Here is a 17,586-nt window from a genome sequence, read left to right on the forward strand (position 1 = left end):
CCTATCAGATCAAATTTCGAACACGCCTACTCCACCAGCGTCAGTTCACCATCGCGATACACCACTTCCCGTCCCAGCCAGCCCACGTTCACCTGAGGCAATACCGCCGAAGGCTTGCGCAATTCACGCAGCAAGGTCGAACCGTGGGACAGGCGTCCGCCCATACGCGCAATCACCGCCCGAGCCTGCTGATAGTGGGCATGACGACCGGGGTCGAGGGTGTCCTCCAAAAGAATGTCGTCACCGAGGATGCCTTGGGCCTGGCCCGGATAGATCAGGAATCCACTGGCCTGCTCGGTGCCTTCGCGACCATCCTGCCAGAAGCTGCCCTCACGCGTACGGATGTCCGGGTGCGGAGCGAACCAGTGGGCCCGATCATCCGTCGGCATGGCGTGATGCAAGCGAAAGAACATTCGCATCAGGTTGTCGCGATACCACTCGCGCACTTGCAAATAGTAACCGCGCAGACCCGGCAGGCCGGCTGAATGGGCGAGGCGAACCGCCAGGGGCCAACGCGGAAAAGCCTGCAAGGGCAGTTCGGTCCGCGCCGGGCGCGGCGTCGCCGGGTCGGTTTCCCAGGGCAGGCGATGAGGAGCGGCTTGCAGATTGTCATACGCGGTCGGAGGCCGCCCCAATGCGTCACCGCCACTGCTCGCCAGCGCGGTGGCGATGCACAGGTTGCCCTGCACTACGAACACGTAGAACCGGGTGAACCAGTCGGCCAATTGTTGTCCGTCAGCGCCCTGCCCGATCAACTCAGTCAGCTCCCGATCGAAACGTCGCAAGCCTTTTTCGAGCGTCGACAGATGCCCGCGCGCTACGCGCTGCATGCGCAGGAACAACGGCAGCGAACGAATCAGGCGCAGCGGTCGCCAAGGCAAATTCGGCGTGGCACCGCCAACCTCACCCGAGTAGTTGATGGAGCTGATGCCCCAATCTGCCAGTCGTGCAAGAAACAAGTCATTGTTGATGTACGAAGCCCCGCCAAACACCGCCGTGAAAGGTTCGTTGTCCTGCAACACCCGGCAGTCCCAACGGGCCATGACCGCCGGAATGCTCGCCGCTGCCCGCCGCTGGGCGTATTCCACCATTACGCTGGGTTGCGGCGGCAGGATCTCGGCGATGTTGGCGGCGGTCAGGTGTCGACGCCAGCCGTAATCGCTGATCGGCCGGTACTGCAACAACCAGAGCCGGGCACCGTCCCAGGCCCATTCGACGTCACCGGGCACGTAGTGGAAAACCCGCAACACACCCTGCAGGAAACGCCACAGTACGTCGGCAGTCAGGCCATGGGATGGCCTGAACGTGCCGCTGCTCCAGGAATCGCCGAGGCGGGAAATGATCGCGCGTTCCGGGGTCACCTGACCATCGGCCAAGGACTCGAGATGACCTTCGACCCACTCCAGCTCGACTGACACGTGACGCACAAAAGCGATCCCGGACAGCACCGGTGTGATGAACCGCTGCACCACCACTTCCTCGACACCCGCCGCCGTCAACTCGGCGATACGCGCCGGCACGTTGCCGGTCGGTTCTCGCAGGAAGGTGCTGCTCAAGCCGGCATTCGCCGCGTCGGCCTGATCCTCACCATAACTGGAAGAGCGCACCGCCCAGCTCGCGTCCGGTTGATTGTCGAGAAATGCCGGCAGGCGCGGATCGTCAGCCGCGTTGAGCGTCAGCGCGGGGGGCACCGCCTGTCCGGCCAATGCGGCCAGCTGCAAGCGACCACCCTTGGTATGGGCGACGAACCCAAGCTCACCCGACTCCAGCCACGCAGCGAACTCGGCCGGCGCGTCGATCCAGGGGTAGTGACCCCAGCCGGGTTTGAGGCTGATGGTCAGGTCGGCCCGGGCGAGAATGGCGGACCAGGCGGCCGCCTGCTCGATGCCCAGCAGGTTGTCCTGATCACCCCAGACCAACTCGACCGGATCAGTGATCCATTCCAGCAACGGCAACGCGGTGTCCGCACGCAGCAGATCCCAGAGCGGCACAAAGGCGCGGCAGCGGGCATAGCCGGCGCCCATGCGCTGGTATTGCTCAGGCGTCCAGGTCTGGTTGGAAAACTTGCGGGCAAACAGCGTCGGCGAGTTCGCCAACAACCAATGAATGCTCTTGCGAACCGGCAGCGGCGACATCAATGCCGGAAGCCGTCGCTGCCACAGGAAGGCGCCCACCGGCGCCAGCAACACACTGCGGCAAAAGTGCCCCGGTCGACGTTGCAAGGCATGCAGCACCAGCAACGCGCTCACCCCGACTGCGACGATCGCACTGCCCTTGACCGTCATCGCCAGCAGCGCCTGAGCGTAGGCGGCCAGGTCTTCGCAGGGTGCGTCCGGATGATTGCCGAAGCCGGGCAGCTCCAGCGGCACCACTTCGTGATCTTCGAAGTGCGGCAACACGTCGTCCCACCAATCGGCGGCGCTGCCATTGCCAGCCAACAGGTACATCAGCGGCTTGCTCATGGACGCTCCTCAAGCCAGGTCGCGCAGGGCTGCATCGAGTGCCGGGTAACGGAATACATAGCCGGCCTCGATCAGACGGTTCGGCACCACCCGCTGGCCATCGAAAAACAACTGGGCCATCTCGCCCGCCAGGGCGCGTACCGGCGCGGCAGGAATGTGGAACCACACCGGGCGCTTGAGGACCTTGCCGACGCGCTCGGCGAACACGGCCTGGCTGACGGTCTCCGGCGCCACGAGATTGTAGGTTCCACTGAGATTGTCGTCGTCGAAGGCCCGTGCGATGACGGCAATCACATCGTCGCGGTGCACCCAGCTCATGATCTGCCGGCCATCGCCCATCCGCCCGCCAAACCCCAGGCGAAACGGAATCAGCAACGGCAACAGCGCACCGCCCGGACCGAATACCACGCCCAGGCGCATCACCACCTGACGCACGCCCAGCTCAGTGGCGGGCAGCGCCGAGGCTTCCCAGCGGGCACAGAGTTCGGCCATGAAGCCGTCGCCCTTGGCGGCATGCTCATCCAGGCTCTCACTGGCATCGCGCACTCCATAGAAACCGATGGCCGAGGCCTGGACCCACAACGCCGGCTTGTTCCGAGCATTCTTCAACCAGGTCATCAGCGCTTCGGTGGTGTTGACCCGGCTGGCCAGCAGTTGTGCCTGGCGCTTTGGACTCCAGCGCGGGCCGGCTACCGGCGCGCCAGCCAGGTTGATCACGACATCGAAGGCTTCATTGTGGCCCAGCTTGCTCAGCGAACGCAGGCAACGGGCGCGACCGTCGAACAGGTAGGCCGCTCTCAATGGATCGCGGGCCAACACGCTGACGGTATGCCCGGCGTCCAGCATCTGGTTGACCAAGGCTTCACCGATGAACCCGGTCCCACCTGTCACCAGCACGCGTTTATAGGCACCGCCGGCAAACGGATTGGCCGGCATGCCTTTGCGTTGCATGCGCAGCGCCGCCAACCCGTCGCGAATGCCCGATGCGCTGACGCCGATGGCGAACAGCGTCAGCAGCCAACCGCGCCAGCCCAGGTCGATCGAACCCAGGCCGGTCGGCAAACTCGCCCACTGCGCCAGTTGCACCCCGTACAACGCGAAGAAGGCCCCGCCGTTGACCGCCAGCACCGTGTGCATGATCCGCTCGATAGCCGGCAGTTTGCGGCTGCGATCCTCCACCACGAAATCCCACAGCGTCAGGCCGATCTCCAGCGCGAACAGCAACGCAATCACAATGGCCCATGTGCCCTGGAACGCCAGATGCGCGATGCCCAGGAACAGAATCCCGTAGAAGCACGAACGCAACGCGTGAATCGACAGCTCCAGGCGGGCACTGTGGCGATAAGGCAGCGCGACAGTGAGTTCATGGTGATACAGGGTGTCCAGCGCACCCAGGATGGCTTGGGCAATCAACAGGGTAATGGCCCAGTCGAGAGGAGAAATCTCAGGCATGGTTCGATGGACTCAAGGCGTTATCGGGAAAATGGCGACGATCATGGCAATAGAGCCAGAACAGCGGCGGCAGTAACGTCAACAGGGCGAAGGCGTCGAACGCCAGATGGGACCAGACCCGCATCTGGGCCGAGATCAGCATGTCCTGGGGCGCCCAGAGCACGATGCCGGCGATCAACCAGCCCCACGGCATGGCACGCCTCAGCCGATGGCCGATATGCACGAGGGCCAGCATGTACAGCGAATAACTTTGTAACGTGGCCCCGAACAAGGCCAGCCACCAGACCTGTTGCGCACGGGCGGCTGCGGGTGCCCCATCGACGCCCCAGAAAACCTGTTCGAGGGTTTGCAGATAACCATCGAGCAATCCCGCATCGAGCAATCCCGACTGGCCTGCCCAGCTCAACGTGATACCAACGAGCAGATGCACCAGGGCGGCGGCATAGAGCCAAACGACCAAGGCTTTGCGCAGCGGGTTGGGAGGGATTGGCATTCCGTGTCCTGGAGACGTGCTTGAGGGCTGCAAGTCTAATGGAAAAGGAAGCGGTTTTACCGGGCTAATTGCGGCCAGCAGCGTCCTAGGAGATTTCCTTCAAGTTGTAGCGGTTTTGGTGAACTTGTCCGGCTTCGGGCCCACCGCTAGTCTGGGTTTGTCACTGAAAAAACGGTGACACGGACGTGCAAGTCCGGGTAAAAGACGACGCACACTGCTATCAGGATCGATCAATTCTTGATCATCTCTTTTTATGGCGGTTGTGCGTGGGAGGTTTTTCCGCAAGGAGAAATCTGCCGGGGTTCCGTCTGCCCGGTCTTGCACACCTACGTACAACTGCCACCTCCTTCGCGTGCAAGCGAACGGTGTCAGTTCCACCACTACAGATGGAGCGACACAATATGTTCAAGGTTACCCCGAATCCGCCAGAAAGCCCTGGCAACGTCTCCGACAAATCCGCAAAAGCCAAGAAGCTCGACGAAGCCGCCGAACGCGCCCTCGATTACTACCTCAACCCCAAGCCCACCGATGAAAAAACCGCGGACACATCCCATCTCTTCAGGGTCGCCCCGGACATCGACATCGAAACCCTGCTGGCCAATGCCTCCGAAGACTTGCGCTCCATCAGCGCCATCGCCGCCGACCTGGCCGATGATGTCGACGGCACGCGCCGCAGCGTAATCCTGGCGATCAGTCGAATCGCCGATGGCGGGCATTTGCTGGTGGAGCGGGCGATGGATCGTCTTGAGGTTCAGGCGTCGGGCTGATGTTCTTGCAGTAAATTGGCTACCGCTATCGCGAGCAGGCTCGCTCCCACAGGGTTCGGTGTTAAATGCACTATTCGCAGCGACACCCATCCACTGCGGGAGCGAGCCTGCTCGCGATGGCGTCCGCCCTGACACCGCACCATTACCGCTGCATCCCCCACCGCTTCACCGTCACCCGCTCCAAACTGTCGAACACCAGGTTCTCCACCAACAACCCGATCAGGATCACCACCGCCAACCCCGCGAACACCTTGTCGGTGTACAGCTCGTTGCGGTTCTGGAAGATGTACCAGCCCAGCCCCCCCTTGCCGCTGGTAGCACCGAACACCAGTTCGGCCGCGATCAACGTGCGCCAGGCAAAGGCCCAGCCGATCTTCAAACCGGCGAGAATCGACGGCAGCGCCGCCGGGATCAGGATGAACGACACGAAGCGCAGGCCCTTGAGCCCATAGTTGCGCCCGGCCATGCGCAGCGTGTCGGAGACGCCGAGAAAGCCCGCATACATATTCAACGCCAGCGCCCACAGCACCGAATGCACCAGCACAAAAATCAGGCTGTTCTGCCCCAGGCCGAACCACAGCAAGGCCAATGGCAACAGGGCGATGGCGGGCAGCGGGTTGAACATCGAGGTCAGGGTGCTGAGCAGATCGCGGCCCAACTGCGTCGACACCGCAAGCGTGGTCAGGCCGAACGCCAGGACAATCCCCAGCAGATACCCCTTGAGCAGCACCACCAGGGAAAGCCAGACCTTGCCCAGTAATTCACCGCTGAGCAAACCGTCGTACAACGCGGTGGTCGTTTGCAGGAACCCCGGCAGCAGCAGGTCGTTGTTCTGATAACGCGCCACCGCTTCCCACAAGAGCGCCAGCAGTAACAGGATCAGGCTTTTGCGCAGCCAGCCTTGTTGCCAGAGGCGCTGCCTCAGGGGCAGTGCCCGCTCCAGCGACACGTGGGCCAGGGGTTGCAGGTCGACTTCGTATTCTTCGCGCACGGGCGATAACTGGCTCATGAAAAACTCCCCCTCAGTACGCGATACGAATGTCGGTGAAATCCAGCTCAGGCTCGGTTTGCGCCGTCAGGTCGTCATTGAACAGCAGCCCATGGATGCGCCGTGCCGTGTGCTGGAACGCCTCGCCTCCGAGGCTGTGCAAACCGTATTGATGGCTGTGGACTTCCGCCCGTACACGCCCCGGATGCGGCGACAGCAAGAGGATGCGATTGCCCACCACCAACGCCTCTTCGATGGAATGGGTGACGAACAACAGCGTGAAGCGCACCTCTTCCCACAGCAGCAGCAATTCTTCCTGCATCTTGCGCCGGGTCAGGGCATCGAGGGCGGCGAAGGGTTCGTCCATCAGCAGGATTTTCGGTTGCATCGCCAATGCCCGGGCAATGGCGACACGGGCCTTCATACCGCCGGACAAGGTGTGAGGGTAGGCATCGGCAAACGCTGCCAGACCGACCTTGTCCAGATAGTGCAGCGCACGCTCCTCGGCTTCCTGGCGCTTGAGGGTGCGCGAAGCCAGCAGCGCGAACGTCACGTTTTGCTTGACGGTTTTCCAGGGCGGTAGCTGGTCGAACTCCTGGAACACCACGACCCGGTCTGGCCCCGGTGCGCGAACGGTTTGCCCTTGCAGGCGAATCTCACCCTCGCAGGGGGTGATGAAACCGCCAACGGCCTTGAGCAAGGTGGACTTGCCGCAACCGGATGGGCCGAGCAACACGAAACGGTCCGCCGGATCGACCTCGAAACTCACCCGGTGAGTGGCCCGCACCACACGCTGTGGGGTGCGGTATTCCAGGCTGACGTTATCCACCGACAACAGCGCCGTATCGACGCTGGCGAACCTGCTGGCCGCGTGGCCTTGCACTGTCGCGTTCATGGCGCTCAGCTCCCCTGCAACGGCTTGGCGTCCTGGAAGAAATAGTCTTCCCAGGTTGCCGGCTTGTTCTTGATCGCGCCGACGCGGTACAGGAATTCGGCCAGCGGGTAGGTGTTTTTCGGCGTGACGGTGAATTCGATCTGCGGATTGTCGACGATCTTCAGCAAAGTGGCCCGGTCGATCTTGGCCTTAGTCACTCGCAGATAGGTATCCACCGCCGCGCCCTTGTCCTTCTGGGCAAACTCGGCCGCTTCGGTCAGCGCCTCGACGAACGCCTTGTAGGTTTTCGGGTTTTCGTTGCGGAATTTTTCGGTGGCGAACAGCACCGTGGGCGAATTCGGCCCCAGCACATCATAGGAATTGAGTACCACATGAACGCTCGGGTTTTGCAGAGCCTGGTCCTGGAACGGTGGATTGGAGAAATGCCCGGTCAGCTCCGTGCCACCGGCAATCAAGGCAGCCGTGGCGTCAGGGTGAGGGACGGCGAGGGTGTACTTGTCCAGGCGGTTGAATTCCTTGTCGCCCCATTGCTTCGCAGCGGCGTATTGCAGGAAACGCGACTGCACCGAAACGCCTACCGCCGGTACCGCGATACGGTCCTGCTCGGTGAAATCGGCAATGGTCTTGACCTTGGGGTTGTTGCTCAACAGGTAGTAGGGAAAGTTACCCAGGGAAGCCACTCCCTTGACGTTCTGCTTGCCACGGGTGCGATCCCAGATCGTCAGCAGTGGCCCGACACCGGCCCCGGCAATGTCGATGGACCCCGAGAGCAGCGCGTCGTTGACCGCCGCACCGCCGGACAACTGGGTCCAGTCGACCTTGATGTCGATCCCTTCCTGTTTGCCATGTTTCTCGATCAACTGCTGGTCGCGCACGACATTGAGCAGCAGGTAAACGATCCCGAATTGCTCGGCAATACGAATCTCGCCTTCGGCGTGGGCGCCGGCGGGGGCAACGAGGCTGCCGGCCAGCAGGCTGAATCCCAGGCCGATGGCGGCGGCCAAAGGTGCAAAGGCAATGCGTTTGGACATGATGATTCTCCGGGCTCTTTGCGCGAGGCGCAGCCGATCAGAAAGGGGCGTCGCCCTGGATGGTGGTGCGGTACAGCTTGCGGCGCAGATGACTCGGGCAACCGGCGGCCAGGTGGATCAGCGAGCGGTTGTCCCAGAACACCAGGTCGTGGGGCTGCCATTGATGGCGATAGATGTTCTGGGGAAGCGCGCTGTGGGCATATAACTCGGCCAACAGCGCCTGGCTCTCGTCCTCCGGCAGACCGAGAATGCGGGTGGTGAAGCCTTCACTGACGAACAACGCCTTGCGCCCGGTTTCCGGATGGGTGCGCACGATCGGGTGCACGACTTCAGCGACCTGGGCCAACTGTTCCGGGGTCAGCGTCGGTCGCCAGTTGCCTTCAAATTTGCTTTCGCTGTAGCGCGCCGTATAGGAATGCGCCGCCAATCGACCTTCGACCGCTTTGCGCAGCGCCTCGGGCAGGCCATCCCAGGCCTTGTGCATGTCGGCGAACAGCGTGTCACCGCCTTCGCTCGGCAGTTCCTGGGCGTGCAGCATCGAACCCAGGCTGGGCAGTGGCTTGTAGGAGAGATCGGAATGCCAGAACTTGCCGGCATCGCCCAGGCCGATGGACTGGCCGTTCTCGATGATGTTGGAAACGATGAGGATTTCCGGATGCCCGGCCAGCAGGAATTGCTTGAGCACATGAATCTGCAACACGCCAAAGCGGCGGCTGAAGGCGATATGTTGTTCGGGGGTGATGCGCTGGTTGCGGAACACCAGTACGTGGTGGTCCAGATGAGCGCGATGGATACGGGAAAAATCCTGATCGTTGACTGGCCGGGACAGGTCCAGGCCGACGATCTCGGCACCGACGGCGCCGTTGAACGGGCGGATTTCGAAGGATTGCGGCGCGACGGCGCTTGGATCTGGAGAATAAGAGACGGCTGGCATACATCACTCCCACGCACGCTTCACGGGCGCGCATCGATCAAAACTGACGGCGATGCCGTTAGGGTTCAGGTCGTGCGGCGCGCCGATTGGTCGGCAGGTACGCAGGGGGATGACTTTATCGATATAAGAACATTAAATTAAATACCGATAAGGAATATATATATGATTTTCAGCCTGAAAATGAAGAACCTGATGTGGGAGCGAGCCTGCTCGCGATAGCGCCAGATCAGACACCTATCTGTCGCTGACTCACCGCCATCGCGGGCAAGCCTTGCTCCCACAGGGGGTACCGCTCCCACGGGGGGATCACCGCTCCCACAGGATGAGGCGCAGCCTTATCGCTCGTGCAGTGCCTCGGCCCGTGCCTTGATGATCGGTTTGAGCAGGTAGCTGAGCACGGTTTTCTTGCCGGTGATGATGTCCACCGAGGCCACCATGCCAGGGATGATCAGCAGCGGTTTTTCATCAGTGCCCAAGTGGCTACGCTCCGTGCGCAGCTTGATGATGTAGTAAGTGGTTTTCTTGTCTTCGTCGGTGATGGTGTCGGCGCCGATCTGTTCCAGCTTGGCCCTCAGTCCACCGTAGATGGTGTAGTCATAGGCGGTGAATTTCACCGTGGCGTCCTGGCCGGGGTGCAGGAAGGCGATGTCCTGGGGACGAATTTTCGCTTCTACCAGAATCGTATCGTCCAACGGCACGATTTCCACCAGGTCGCTGCCGGGCTGGATCACCCCGCCGATGGTGTTCACCAGCATCTTGTTGACGATACCCCGCACCGGCGAGGTGACCAGGGTGCGACTCACCCGATCTTCGAGGGCCTTGCCAGTGGCCTGGGCCTTATTCAGATCGGTGCGTGCCTCGTTGAGCTGTGTCAGGGCTTCGCTGCGGAATTTGCCGCGGGTTTCGTCGATCTTGCGTTGCACCTCCTTGATCGCCGATTCGGCACGGGGGATCGCCAGCGTCGTGGCGTCCAGTTGTCCACGGGTTTCGACTTCAGCGCGCTTGAGTCGCAGCACTTCCACCGGCGAAACCGCGCCCTGGGCCACCAGCGGTTCGGACATGTTGATTTCCTGGCGTTGCAACGCCAGGCCGGAACGGTATTGCGCCTGCTTGGAAACGAATTCGCGCAATTCCTGCTGGCGCTGGACCAACTGTTCCTGCAACCCGCCGATTTCATCGTGCAGTTGTTGGCGACGACTGATGTACAGCGACTCTTCGCTGGCCGCCTGGCCCGGTACGGCCTTGAGCACATCGGCCGGGAAATTCAGTGGCCGGTCCTCGACCTCGGCGCTCAGGCGCTCGACCCGCAACAGCATGGAAAGGCGGTCGGCCTCGGTTTCCCCGACGTTGGAGACAAACCGCGTGTCGTCCAGGCGAATCAACGGCGCACCGGCCTCGACGATCTGCCCTTCCTTGACGAACAGCTCGGCGACGATACCGCCTTCCAGGTTTTGGATTTTCTGGATCTTGGACGAGGGAATCGCCTTGCCGTCGCCCTTGGTCACTTCGTCGACCACGGCGAAATTGGCCCACAGCACCAGGAACACGAAGAAGCCAATGATGCCCCAGATCGTCAGACGCACCACACGGGGAGCATCCTCGATCAAGGCTTTGTTGACCTCGGGCAGCGGCTGGCCGTGCAGCGAGTCGGAGCCTTTGAAGTAACGGCCTACGGCCCCCTTGAAACCCGACTTAAGCAACACTGATCTGCCCCTTCTTCAACGCTTCCATTACGGCAGCTTTCGGGCCGTCGGCCAGGATCTGCCCACGGTCGACCACCAGCAGACGGTCCACCAGCGACAGCAGGGATGCCCGGTGCGTCACCAGCAGCACCGTCTTGTTTTCCACCACGGCAGCCAGGCGTTGTTTCAAACGTTCCTCACCGGTGTTGTCCATGGCGCTGGTGGGTTCATCCAGCAACAGGATGGGCGGATTGAGCAGCAGCGCACGAGCCAGGGCGACGTTCTGACGCTGGCCGCCGGACAGGTTCTGCCCGCGCTCACCCACTTGCAGTTCATAGCCCTGCGGATGCAGCCGTGCGAACTCATGCACACCCGCCAACTCCGCCGCCTGGAGCACCAGCTCATCCTCGACGTAACGGGCACCGGAGGTCAGGTTGTCCCGCAGGGTACCGGCCAGCAGCTGGATGTCCTGGGGCACGTAGCCGACGTTGTAGCGCAATTCGCTGACATCGATCTGGCGGATGTCCACGCCGTCCACCAGCAAGGCGCCGTCGTCCGGCTGGTAAAGGCCCACGAGCAACTTGGCCAGGGAGCTCTTGCCCGAGCCGCTGCGGCCGATGATGCCGATCTTCTCGCCGGGCTTGATCACCAGGTTGATGTTCTTCAGCGCAGCGTTCTGCTGATTCGGGTAGGTGAAACTCAACTGGCGGCATTCGATGGCGCCCTGCAGGACGTTGCGACTCAACGGACGCTCGTCGAAATTGCGCTCCTGAGGCAGCTCCATCATCTGATCGACGGAAGTCATGGTCACCCGCGCCTGCTGGTAGCGGGTCAGCAGGCCCGACAGCGAAGCCAACGGGCTGAGGGCGCGGCCGCTGAGCATGTAGCAGGCCACCAGCCCACCCATGCTCAGGTTACCGGCGATGATCAGGTAGACGCCGAAGACGATCATGACCACGCCGGCCAACTGCTGGATCAGCAACGTGATGTTCATCGCCAGCCCGGACAGCATCTTCACCCGCAGTTCGAGGCGGCTGAGGGTGCCGATGGTCTGCTCCCACTGATACTGACGCTCGCTCTCGGCGTTGTTGACCTTTACCGCATCCAGGCCGGCCAGGGTCTCGATCAGGCTGGACTGGCGCTCGGCGCCCAGGGCCATGGTCCGCTCCATGGTTGCCACCAGGGGCTTCTGCAAGGCGTAGCCGATCAACAGGGCCAGCGGGAACGCCACGACCGGAATCCACACCAGGTGTCCGCCGATGATCGCAATGACCATCAGGATCAACAGCGTGAACGGCAGGTCGATCAGGCTGGTGAGGGTCAGCGACGCGAGGAAATCCCGCAGGCTCTGGAACTCATGGATGTTCTGGGCAAAGCTGCCGACCCGCGCCGGTCGGTATTTCATGGCCATGCCGACGATCCGCTCGAACAGCGTTGCCGAAATGATCAGGTCGGTTTTCTTGCCGGCCAGGTCCAGGCACAGGCTGCGCAACATTTTCAGGATCAGGTCGAACACGTAGGCGCCCGTGATGCCGATGGCCAACACCCACAGGGTCGCCTCGGCCTGGTTCGGTACCACGCGGTCATAGACGTTCATCACGAACAGCGGCGCGGCCATGGCGATGATGTTGATGAGCAGGCTGGCGGCGATGGCATCGGCGTACAGCCAGCGGGAACGCTTGAGGGTGTCACGGAACCAGGAGCGCGCCCGGGGGATGAGCGTGCCGTGGTTCACGTCAAATTTATGTTGCGGCTGGGCGAAGAAAACCTTGCCGCTGTAGTCATCCGCCAGCAGCTCACGGCTGACCGTCACTTCGCCACCGTCGCTTTCACTGAGCAGCAACCGCGCCCGATCATCCTCCGTCCAGCCCAGCAGCACGGCGCTACGGCCTTCTTTGAGAAGCAAAAGCGCAGGCATCGCAATGGCCGGAATCTGCTCGAGCCGGCGTTGCAGTACCCGCCCCTGCAAACCAGCCCGGGCCGCCGCGCGCGACAATAATTCGACGCTCAGCCGCTGCTTGGGCAGCGGCAGGCCGGTGGTGAGCATCGCCGCGCTGGCGGGCTTCTGATGCAGCATGCAGAGTGCCAGCAACCCGTCCAGCAACGGGTCGTCGTGCAGCGTGCGCGGGTCATGGACTAGTTCGACTCGACTGACTTCTGATTCCACGCTCTGCACTCTTTACTGATCAAACTGGATGGATGACTCAATTCATCCCAGGCAACTGGACCTTGGGTTTCACGTCAGTCTGCACAACGGATGCCAACGGCGCGACTACACCCTGGCTTTTGAGTAACTGGCCCATGGTTGCCTTGATTCGGTATTGGGTGAACAGCTGCACGTTCTTGATTTCCGCCAGGCGACGCGAAGCGCTGAACAGCTCATTTTCACTGTCGAGCAGATCGAGCAGGGTCCGCTCGCCAAGGCTGAACTGCTTCTGGTAAGCATTGCGCACGCTGGCGCTGCGGTCCACATACTGCTGGGCAATCGGTATCTGGGTGTTGGCGTTGTTCAAGGCGTTCCAGGCCAGGCCAAGTTCTTCATTCAGTTGGCGCAGGGCATTGTTGCGGATGTCCAGGGCCTGGTTGGACAGGTAGGACTTGGACTCCAGGTCTGCCTTGTTGCTGCCGCCGGCATACAGGTTGAAACGCATGCGCAGCATGGCTTGCCATTCATTGTTGTGACCGTTCTGGCCGTCCAGGTCGTTGTCGGCAGTGCGGCCCAGCTCGGCGTCGAAGCGAGGGTAAAAGCTCGACTTGGCGGCTTCATATTGCTGCTCTGCGGCGGCGATATCCGCCTCGGCCGAACGCAATACCGGGCTGTTCTCCAACATTTGCGCACGGGCTTCGTTCAGGTTGGCCGGCAACAGCGCCATGGAATCGGCGGGACGCTCCAGTTGGTCGGGCAGTTGGCCCACGGCGCTGAGGTAGTTGGTCTCCGCGTCGGCCAGGTTGGTTTGCTCGGTGATCAGGTTGTTGCGTGCCTGGGCCACGCGTGCTTCGGCCTGGTCATGGTCGGCGCGATTGCCTACGCCACGCTCGGTGCGCAGCTTGATCTGGTCGAAGATACGCTCGTGGCTCTTGAGGTTTTCCTCGGCCAGGCGCACGAACTCGCGACGGGTCAGCACATCCAGGTAGACCTGGGCCACGGTCAGCCCGGTGCGCTCGGAAGCATCCAGCAGCGAATACGCACGTGAGTTGACGTTGGCTTGTTGACGCCCCACTTCGCTGGACGTCGCAAAACCGTCAAAAACCATTTGCGACAGACGCAGGCTCGACTCACTGCGGTTCAGGGTTTCCCAGTGATTATTGCTGCCCGAGCGGGTGGAAACACTGTCTGTACCTTCACGGCCGTATCCGGCTGCAAGGTCCACTCTAGGCAGGTAGCCGCCCTTGGCTGCCTTCAATTGATAGTCGGCTGCCAGTCGGCTGTTCACGCCGGCCTGGATTTCAGGGTGGACATCGAGTGCCTGTTGCATGGCCTGCGGCAAGGTTTGTGCTTGTACGAAACTGGCGGCGAGGGCGAAAGGTAAAGCCTTGAGCAGATGCGAACGCATGGTTGGAAATTTCCCGAAAACTCTTGTCGTGGATCACAGCGAAACGTGGCGCTGCATCGGATGATGGCAACCGGAATGACCGTATGTCGGAAAGTTCGAAACAGGTACTGAATCTTGCACCGAAAGAACAGGCCGCCGCTTAAATATCAATGTGACATTACTGGCTTGATTGTTTAGGATGGGCCGCAGAAGGTCAATACTTTGGCATGAACAAATAAAACGAAAAAACAAGCCAAAATATTGACGATTTAATACGTCAAAATATTTCATCTACAGAATCGAAAACGTCCAGACCACTTCAGCCACAAGCTGCCGGGTCCATGGAAGTCTACAGAGCGTGGCACCCGGAGAGTCTTCAATGAGCAGTGTTGTTGCCGTCGTCAAAAGCATTGTTGGTCAGGTTTTCGCCGTATCCCCCGAGGGCATCCGGCGCGTACTCATTGAAGGTGATCGCCTGTACACCGGCGACCAGTTGGACACCGGGCCTGCCGGGGCCGTCACATTGGACCTGGCCGATGGCCGCACCCTGGACCTGGGTCGCGACACCCAGTGGAGCGCCAACGCGCCCGACTCATCTACCGATCTTGCGCAGGCCACTGCCCAGGCCGCGCCGTCCGTAGAAGAATTGCAGCAAGCCATTGCGGCGGGCGTCGACCCGACGACAGCCCTCGAAGCGACCGCAGCCGGCGCTGGCGAAGCGAGCGCAGGCGGGACCGCCGGGGGCGGCCATAGCGTGGTAGTGCTGGATGCCACGGCTGGAAGCGTCGACCCGACTATCGGTTTCCCGACGGAAGGTCTCGCGGCGGCTGCCGCTACCGATGACAACACCTTGGGTGGCGATACCACCGCCGACACGACCGCCAACGCCGTCGTCAATGCGACGATGACCCTGAGCGCCACGCCAACCCTGACCGAAGCCGGCGGCGTGCTGGTTTACACGGCGACCGTGACCCAGGCGCCGCTGACCGACCTGACTGTGACGCTGTCCAATGGCTCGGTGATCGTGATTCCCGCCGGACAAACCACCGGCACCGTCAACGTCCCACTGGCACCGAACAACACCGTCTACAACGACCCAAGCCAGATCAGCGTAACCGTTACCGGCACCACCGGCGGCAGCGGCATCGCCGTGACTCTGCCTACCGCACCGGCGGTAACCCAGATCACCGATACAGTCGACACCACCACCGTCACGTTGACCGCAGGCAATACGGTCACCGAAGGCGGCCAGATCACCTACACCGCGACGCTGACCAACCCGGCGCAAACGCCTGTGACCGTGACCTTGAGCAACGGCTCGGTCATCACCATCGCTGCTGGTCAAACCACTGGCTCGGTGGCCGTCGACACCCCAGCGAACGACGTCTACAACAACGGCAGCACTGTCAGCACCACCATCACTGGCGCAACCGGCGGCAACTTCGAAAATCTGGTACCGAGCACTACACCTGCGGTGACCACGATTACTGACTCGGCGGACACCACTGGCTTGACCTTGTCTGCATCTACCGAAGTGACCGAAGGCGGCCAGATTACCTATACCGCCACGCTGACCAACCCAGCGCAGACACCGGTCACCGTCACCTTGAGCAACGGCGCGGTCATTACTATCGCTGCCGGCGCTACTACCGGAACTGTGGCCGTCGACACCCCGGCCAATGACGTCTACAACAACGGCAGCACTGTCAGCACTACCATCACTGGCGCAACCGGCGGTAACTTCGAGAATCTGGTACCGAACACCACGCCTGCGGTGACCACGATCACCGACTCGGCGGACACCACTGGCCTGACCTTGTCGGCGTCTACCGAAGTGACAGAAGGCGGTCAGATCACCTACACCGCCACGCTGACCAACCCAGCGCAGACACCGGTCACCGTCACCCTGAGCAACGGCGCGGTCATCACCATTGCGGCTGGCCAAACTACCGGCACTGTGGCCGTCGATACCCCGGCCAATGACGTCTACAACAACGGCAGCACCGTCAGTACCACGATTACCGGTGCGACCGGCGGTAATTTCGAGAATCTGGTGCCGAGCACCACGCCTGCGGTCACCACGATTACCGATTCGGCTGATACCACTGGCTTGACCCTGTCTGCTTCTACCGAAGTGACTGAAGGGGGCCAGATTACTTATACCGCTACGCTGACCAACCCAGCGCAAACACCAGTGACCGTCACCTTGAGCAATGGCTCGGTCATCACTATCGCTGCCGGCCAGACCACCGGTTCCATTAACGTCGACACCCCAGCCAACGACGTTTACAACAACGGCAGCACCGTCAGTACCACGATTACCGGTGCGACCGGCGGTAATTTCGAGAATCTGGTACCGAGCCCCACGCCCGCGGTGACCACGATTACCGATTCGGCGGACACTACTGGCCTGACCCTGTCTGCTTCTACCGAAGTGACCGAAGGCGGCCAGATTACTTATACCGCCACGCTGACCAACCCAGCGCAGACGCCAGTCACCGTCACCTTGAGCAATGGCGCGGTCATTACTATCGCTGCCGGCCAAACTACCGGCACTGTGGCCGTCGATACCCCAGCGAACGATGTCTACAACAACGGCAGCACTGTCAGCACTACGATTACCGGCGCAACCGGCGGCAACTTCGAAAATCTGGTGCCGAGCACCACGCCTGCGGTGACCACGATTACTGACTCGGCGGACGCCACTGGCCTGACATTGTCGGCTTCTACCGAAGTGACCGAAGGCGGCCAGATTACCTACACCGCGACGCTGACCAACCCGGCGCAGACGCCAGTCACCGTCACCTTGAGCAACGGCGCGATCATCACTATCGCTGCTGGGCAAACTACCGGCACTGTGGCCGTCGATACCCCGGCCAATGACGTCTACAACAACGGCAGCACTGTCAGCACTACCATCACTGGCGCAACCGGCGGCAACTTCGAAAACCTGGTACCGAGCACCGCGCCTGCGGTCACCACGATTACTGACTCGGCGGACATCACTGGCTTGACCTTGTCTGCTTCCAATGAAGTGACAGAAGGCGGTCAGATCACCTACACCGCTACGCTGACCAACCCGGCGCAGACGCCAGTCACCGTCACCTTGAGCAATGGCGCGGTCATTACTATCGCTGCCGGCCAAACCACGGGCTCCGTCGCCGTCGATACCCCAGCGAACGACGTTTACAACAACGGCAGCACTGTCAGCACTACGATTACCGGCGCAACCGGCGGCAACTTCGAAAATCTGGTGCCTAGCAACACGCCTGCGGTCACCACGATCACCGATTCGGCGGACACTACCGGCCTGACGCTGAGCGCCAGCGAAACCATTACCGAAGGCGGT

12 protein-coding genes are annotated in these 17,586 nt (G+C 61.6%); 2 read left to right on the plus strand and 10 right to left on the minus strand.

Annotated elements, in window-relative coordinates:
• Positions 1–26 precede the first annotated feature (26 nt).
• The 3 genes from AD666_RS04905 to AD666_RS04915 are packed head-to-tail and all read right to left on the minus strand — an operon-like array spanning position 27 to position 4,407.
• A complete protein-coding gene (locus AD666_RS04905) occupies positions 27–2,462 on the minus strand; it encodes a PEP-utilizing enzyme (RefSeq protein WP_053148134.1) in 2,436 nt (811 codons plus the stop codon).
• A 9-nt stretch (positions 2,463–2,471) separates the two neighbouring features.
• The gene (locus tag AD666_RS04910; RefSeq protein WP_053148136.1) at positions 2,472–3,914 is read right to left on the minus strand and encodes a TIGR01777 family oxidoreductase; all 1,443 of its coding nucleotides are present in this window, start codon (positions 3,912–3,914) and stop codon (positions 2,472–2,474) included.
• Complete coding sequence (locus AD666_RS04915; RefSeq protein WP_053148137.1) at positions 3,907–4,407, minus strand: hypothetical protein; 501 nt, start codon at positions 4,405–4,407, stop codon at positions 3,907–3,909. The genes AD666_RS04910 and AD666_RS04915 overlap by 8 nt, the downstream gene beginning before the upstream one ends.
• Before the next feature lie 401 nt (positions 4,408–4,808).
• Between AD666_RS04915 and AD666_RS04920 the strand changes: the two genes are divergently transcribed.
• Positions 4,809–5,174: a DUF6124 family protein gene (locus tag AD666_RS04920; protein ID WP_053148146.1), complete on the plus strand. Its 366-nt coding sequence runs from the start codon at positions 4,809–4,811 to the stop codon at positions 5,172–5,174.
• 142 nt (positions 5,175–5,316) lie between these two features.
• Here AD666_RS04920 and AD666_RS04925 read toward each other — a convergent pair whose 3' ends face one another.
• The 7 genes from AD666_RS04925 to AD666_RS04955 all read right to left on the minus strand — a co-directional run bounded on the left by AD666_RS04925 (position 5,317) and on the right by AD666_RS04955 (position 14,258).
• Complete coding sequence (locus tag AD666_RS04925) at positions 5,317–6,183, minus strand: ABC transporter permease (RefSeq protein ID WP_053148148.1); 867 nt, start codon at positions 6,181–6,183, stop codon at positions 5,317–5,319.
• A gap of 13 nt (positions 6,184–6,196) precedes the next feature.
• A complete protein-coding gene (locus tag AD666_RS04930) occupies positions 6,197–7,057 on the minus strand; it encodes an ABC transporter ATP-binding protein (protein ID WP_053148150.1) in 861 nt (286 codons plus the stop codon).
• A 5-nt stretch (positions 7,058–7,062) separates the two neighbouring features.
• Positions 7,063–8,088 (minus strand): ABC transporter substrate-binding protein, encoded by a 1,026-nt coding sequence (locus tag AD666_RS04935; protein ID WP_053148152.1) that lies wholly within the window; start codon positions 8,086–8,088, stop codon positions 7,063–7,065.
• Between the two features lie 37 nt (positions 8,089–8,125).
• On the minus strand, positions 8,126–9,022 hold the full coding sequence (locus AD666_RS04940) for a TauD/TfdA family dioxygenase (protein WP_053148154.1): 897 nt from the start codon (positions 9,020–9,022) through the stop codon (positions 8,126–8,128).
• A gap of 335 nt (positions 9,023–9,357) precedes the next feature.
• A complete protein-coding gene (locus AD666_RS04945; protein ID WP_053148157.1) occupies positions 9,358–10,725 on the minus strand; it encodes an HlyD family type I secretion periplasmic adaptor subunit in 1,368 nt (455 codons plus the stop codon).
• The gene (locus AD666_RS04950) at positions 10,715–12,871 is read right to left on the minus strand and encodes a type I secretion system permease/ATPase (protein ID WP_053148159.1); all 2,157 of its coding nucleotides are present in this window, start codon (positions 12,869–12,871) and stop codon (positions 10,715–10,717) included. The genes AD666_RS04945 and AD666_RS04950 overlap by 11 nt, the downstream gene beginning before the upstream one ends.
• A gap of 37 nt (positions 12,872–12,908) precedes the next feature.
• The gene (locus tag AD666_RS04955) at positions 12,909–14,258 is read right to left on the minus strand and encodes a TolC family outer membrane protein (protein ID WP_053148160.1); all 1,350 of its coding nucleotides are present in this window, start codon (positions 14,256–14,258) and stop codon (positions 12,909–12,911) included.
• A 358-nt stretch (positions 14,259–14,616) separates the two neighbouring features.
• Between AD666_RS04955 and AD666_RS04960 the strand changes: the two genes are divergently transcribed.
• The coding region (locus AD666_RS04960) for a retention module-containing protein (RefSeq protein ID WP_156315912.1) at positions 14,617–17,586 on the plus strand (2,970 nt) is incomplete at its 3' end.

Source organism: Pseudomonas sp. Pf153 (assembly GCF_001269775.1).
In the GTDB taxonomy this organism is placed as follows: Bacteria; Pseudomonadota; Gammaproteobacteria; order Pseudomonadales; family Pseudomonadaceae; genus Aquipseudomonas; species Aquipseudomonas uvaldensis.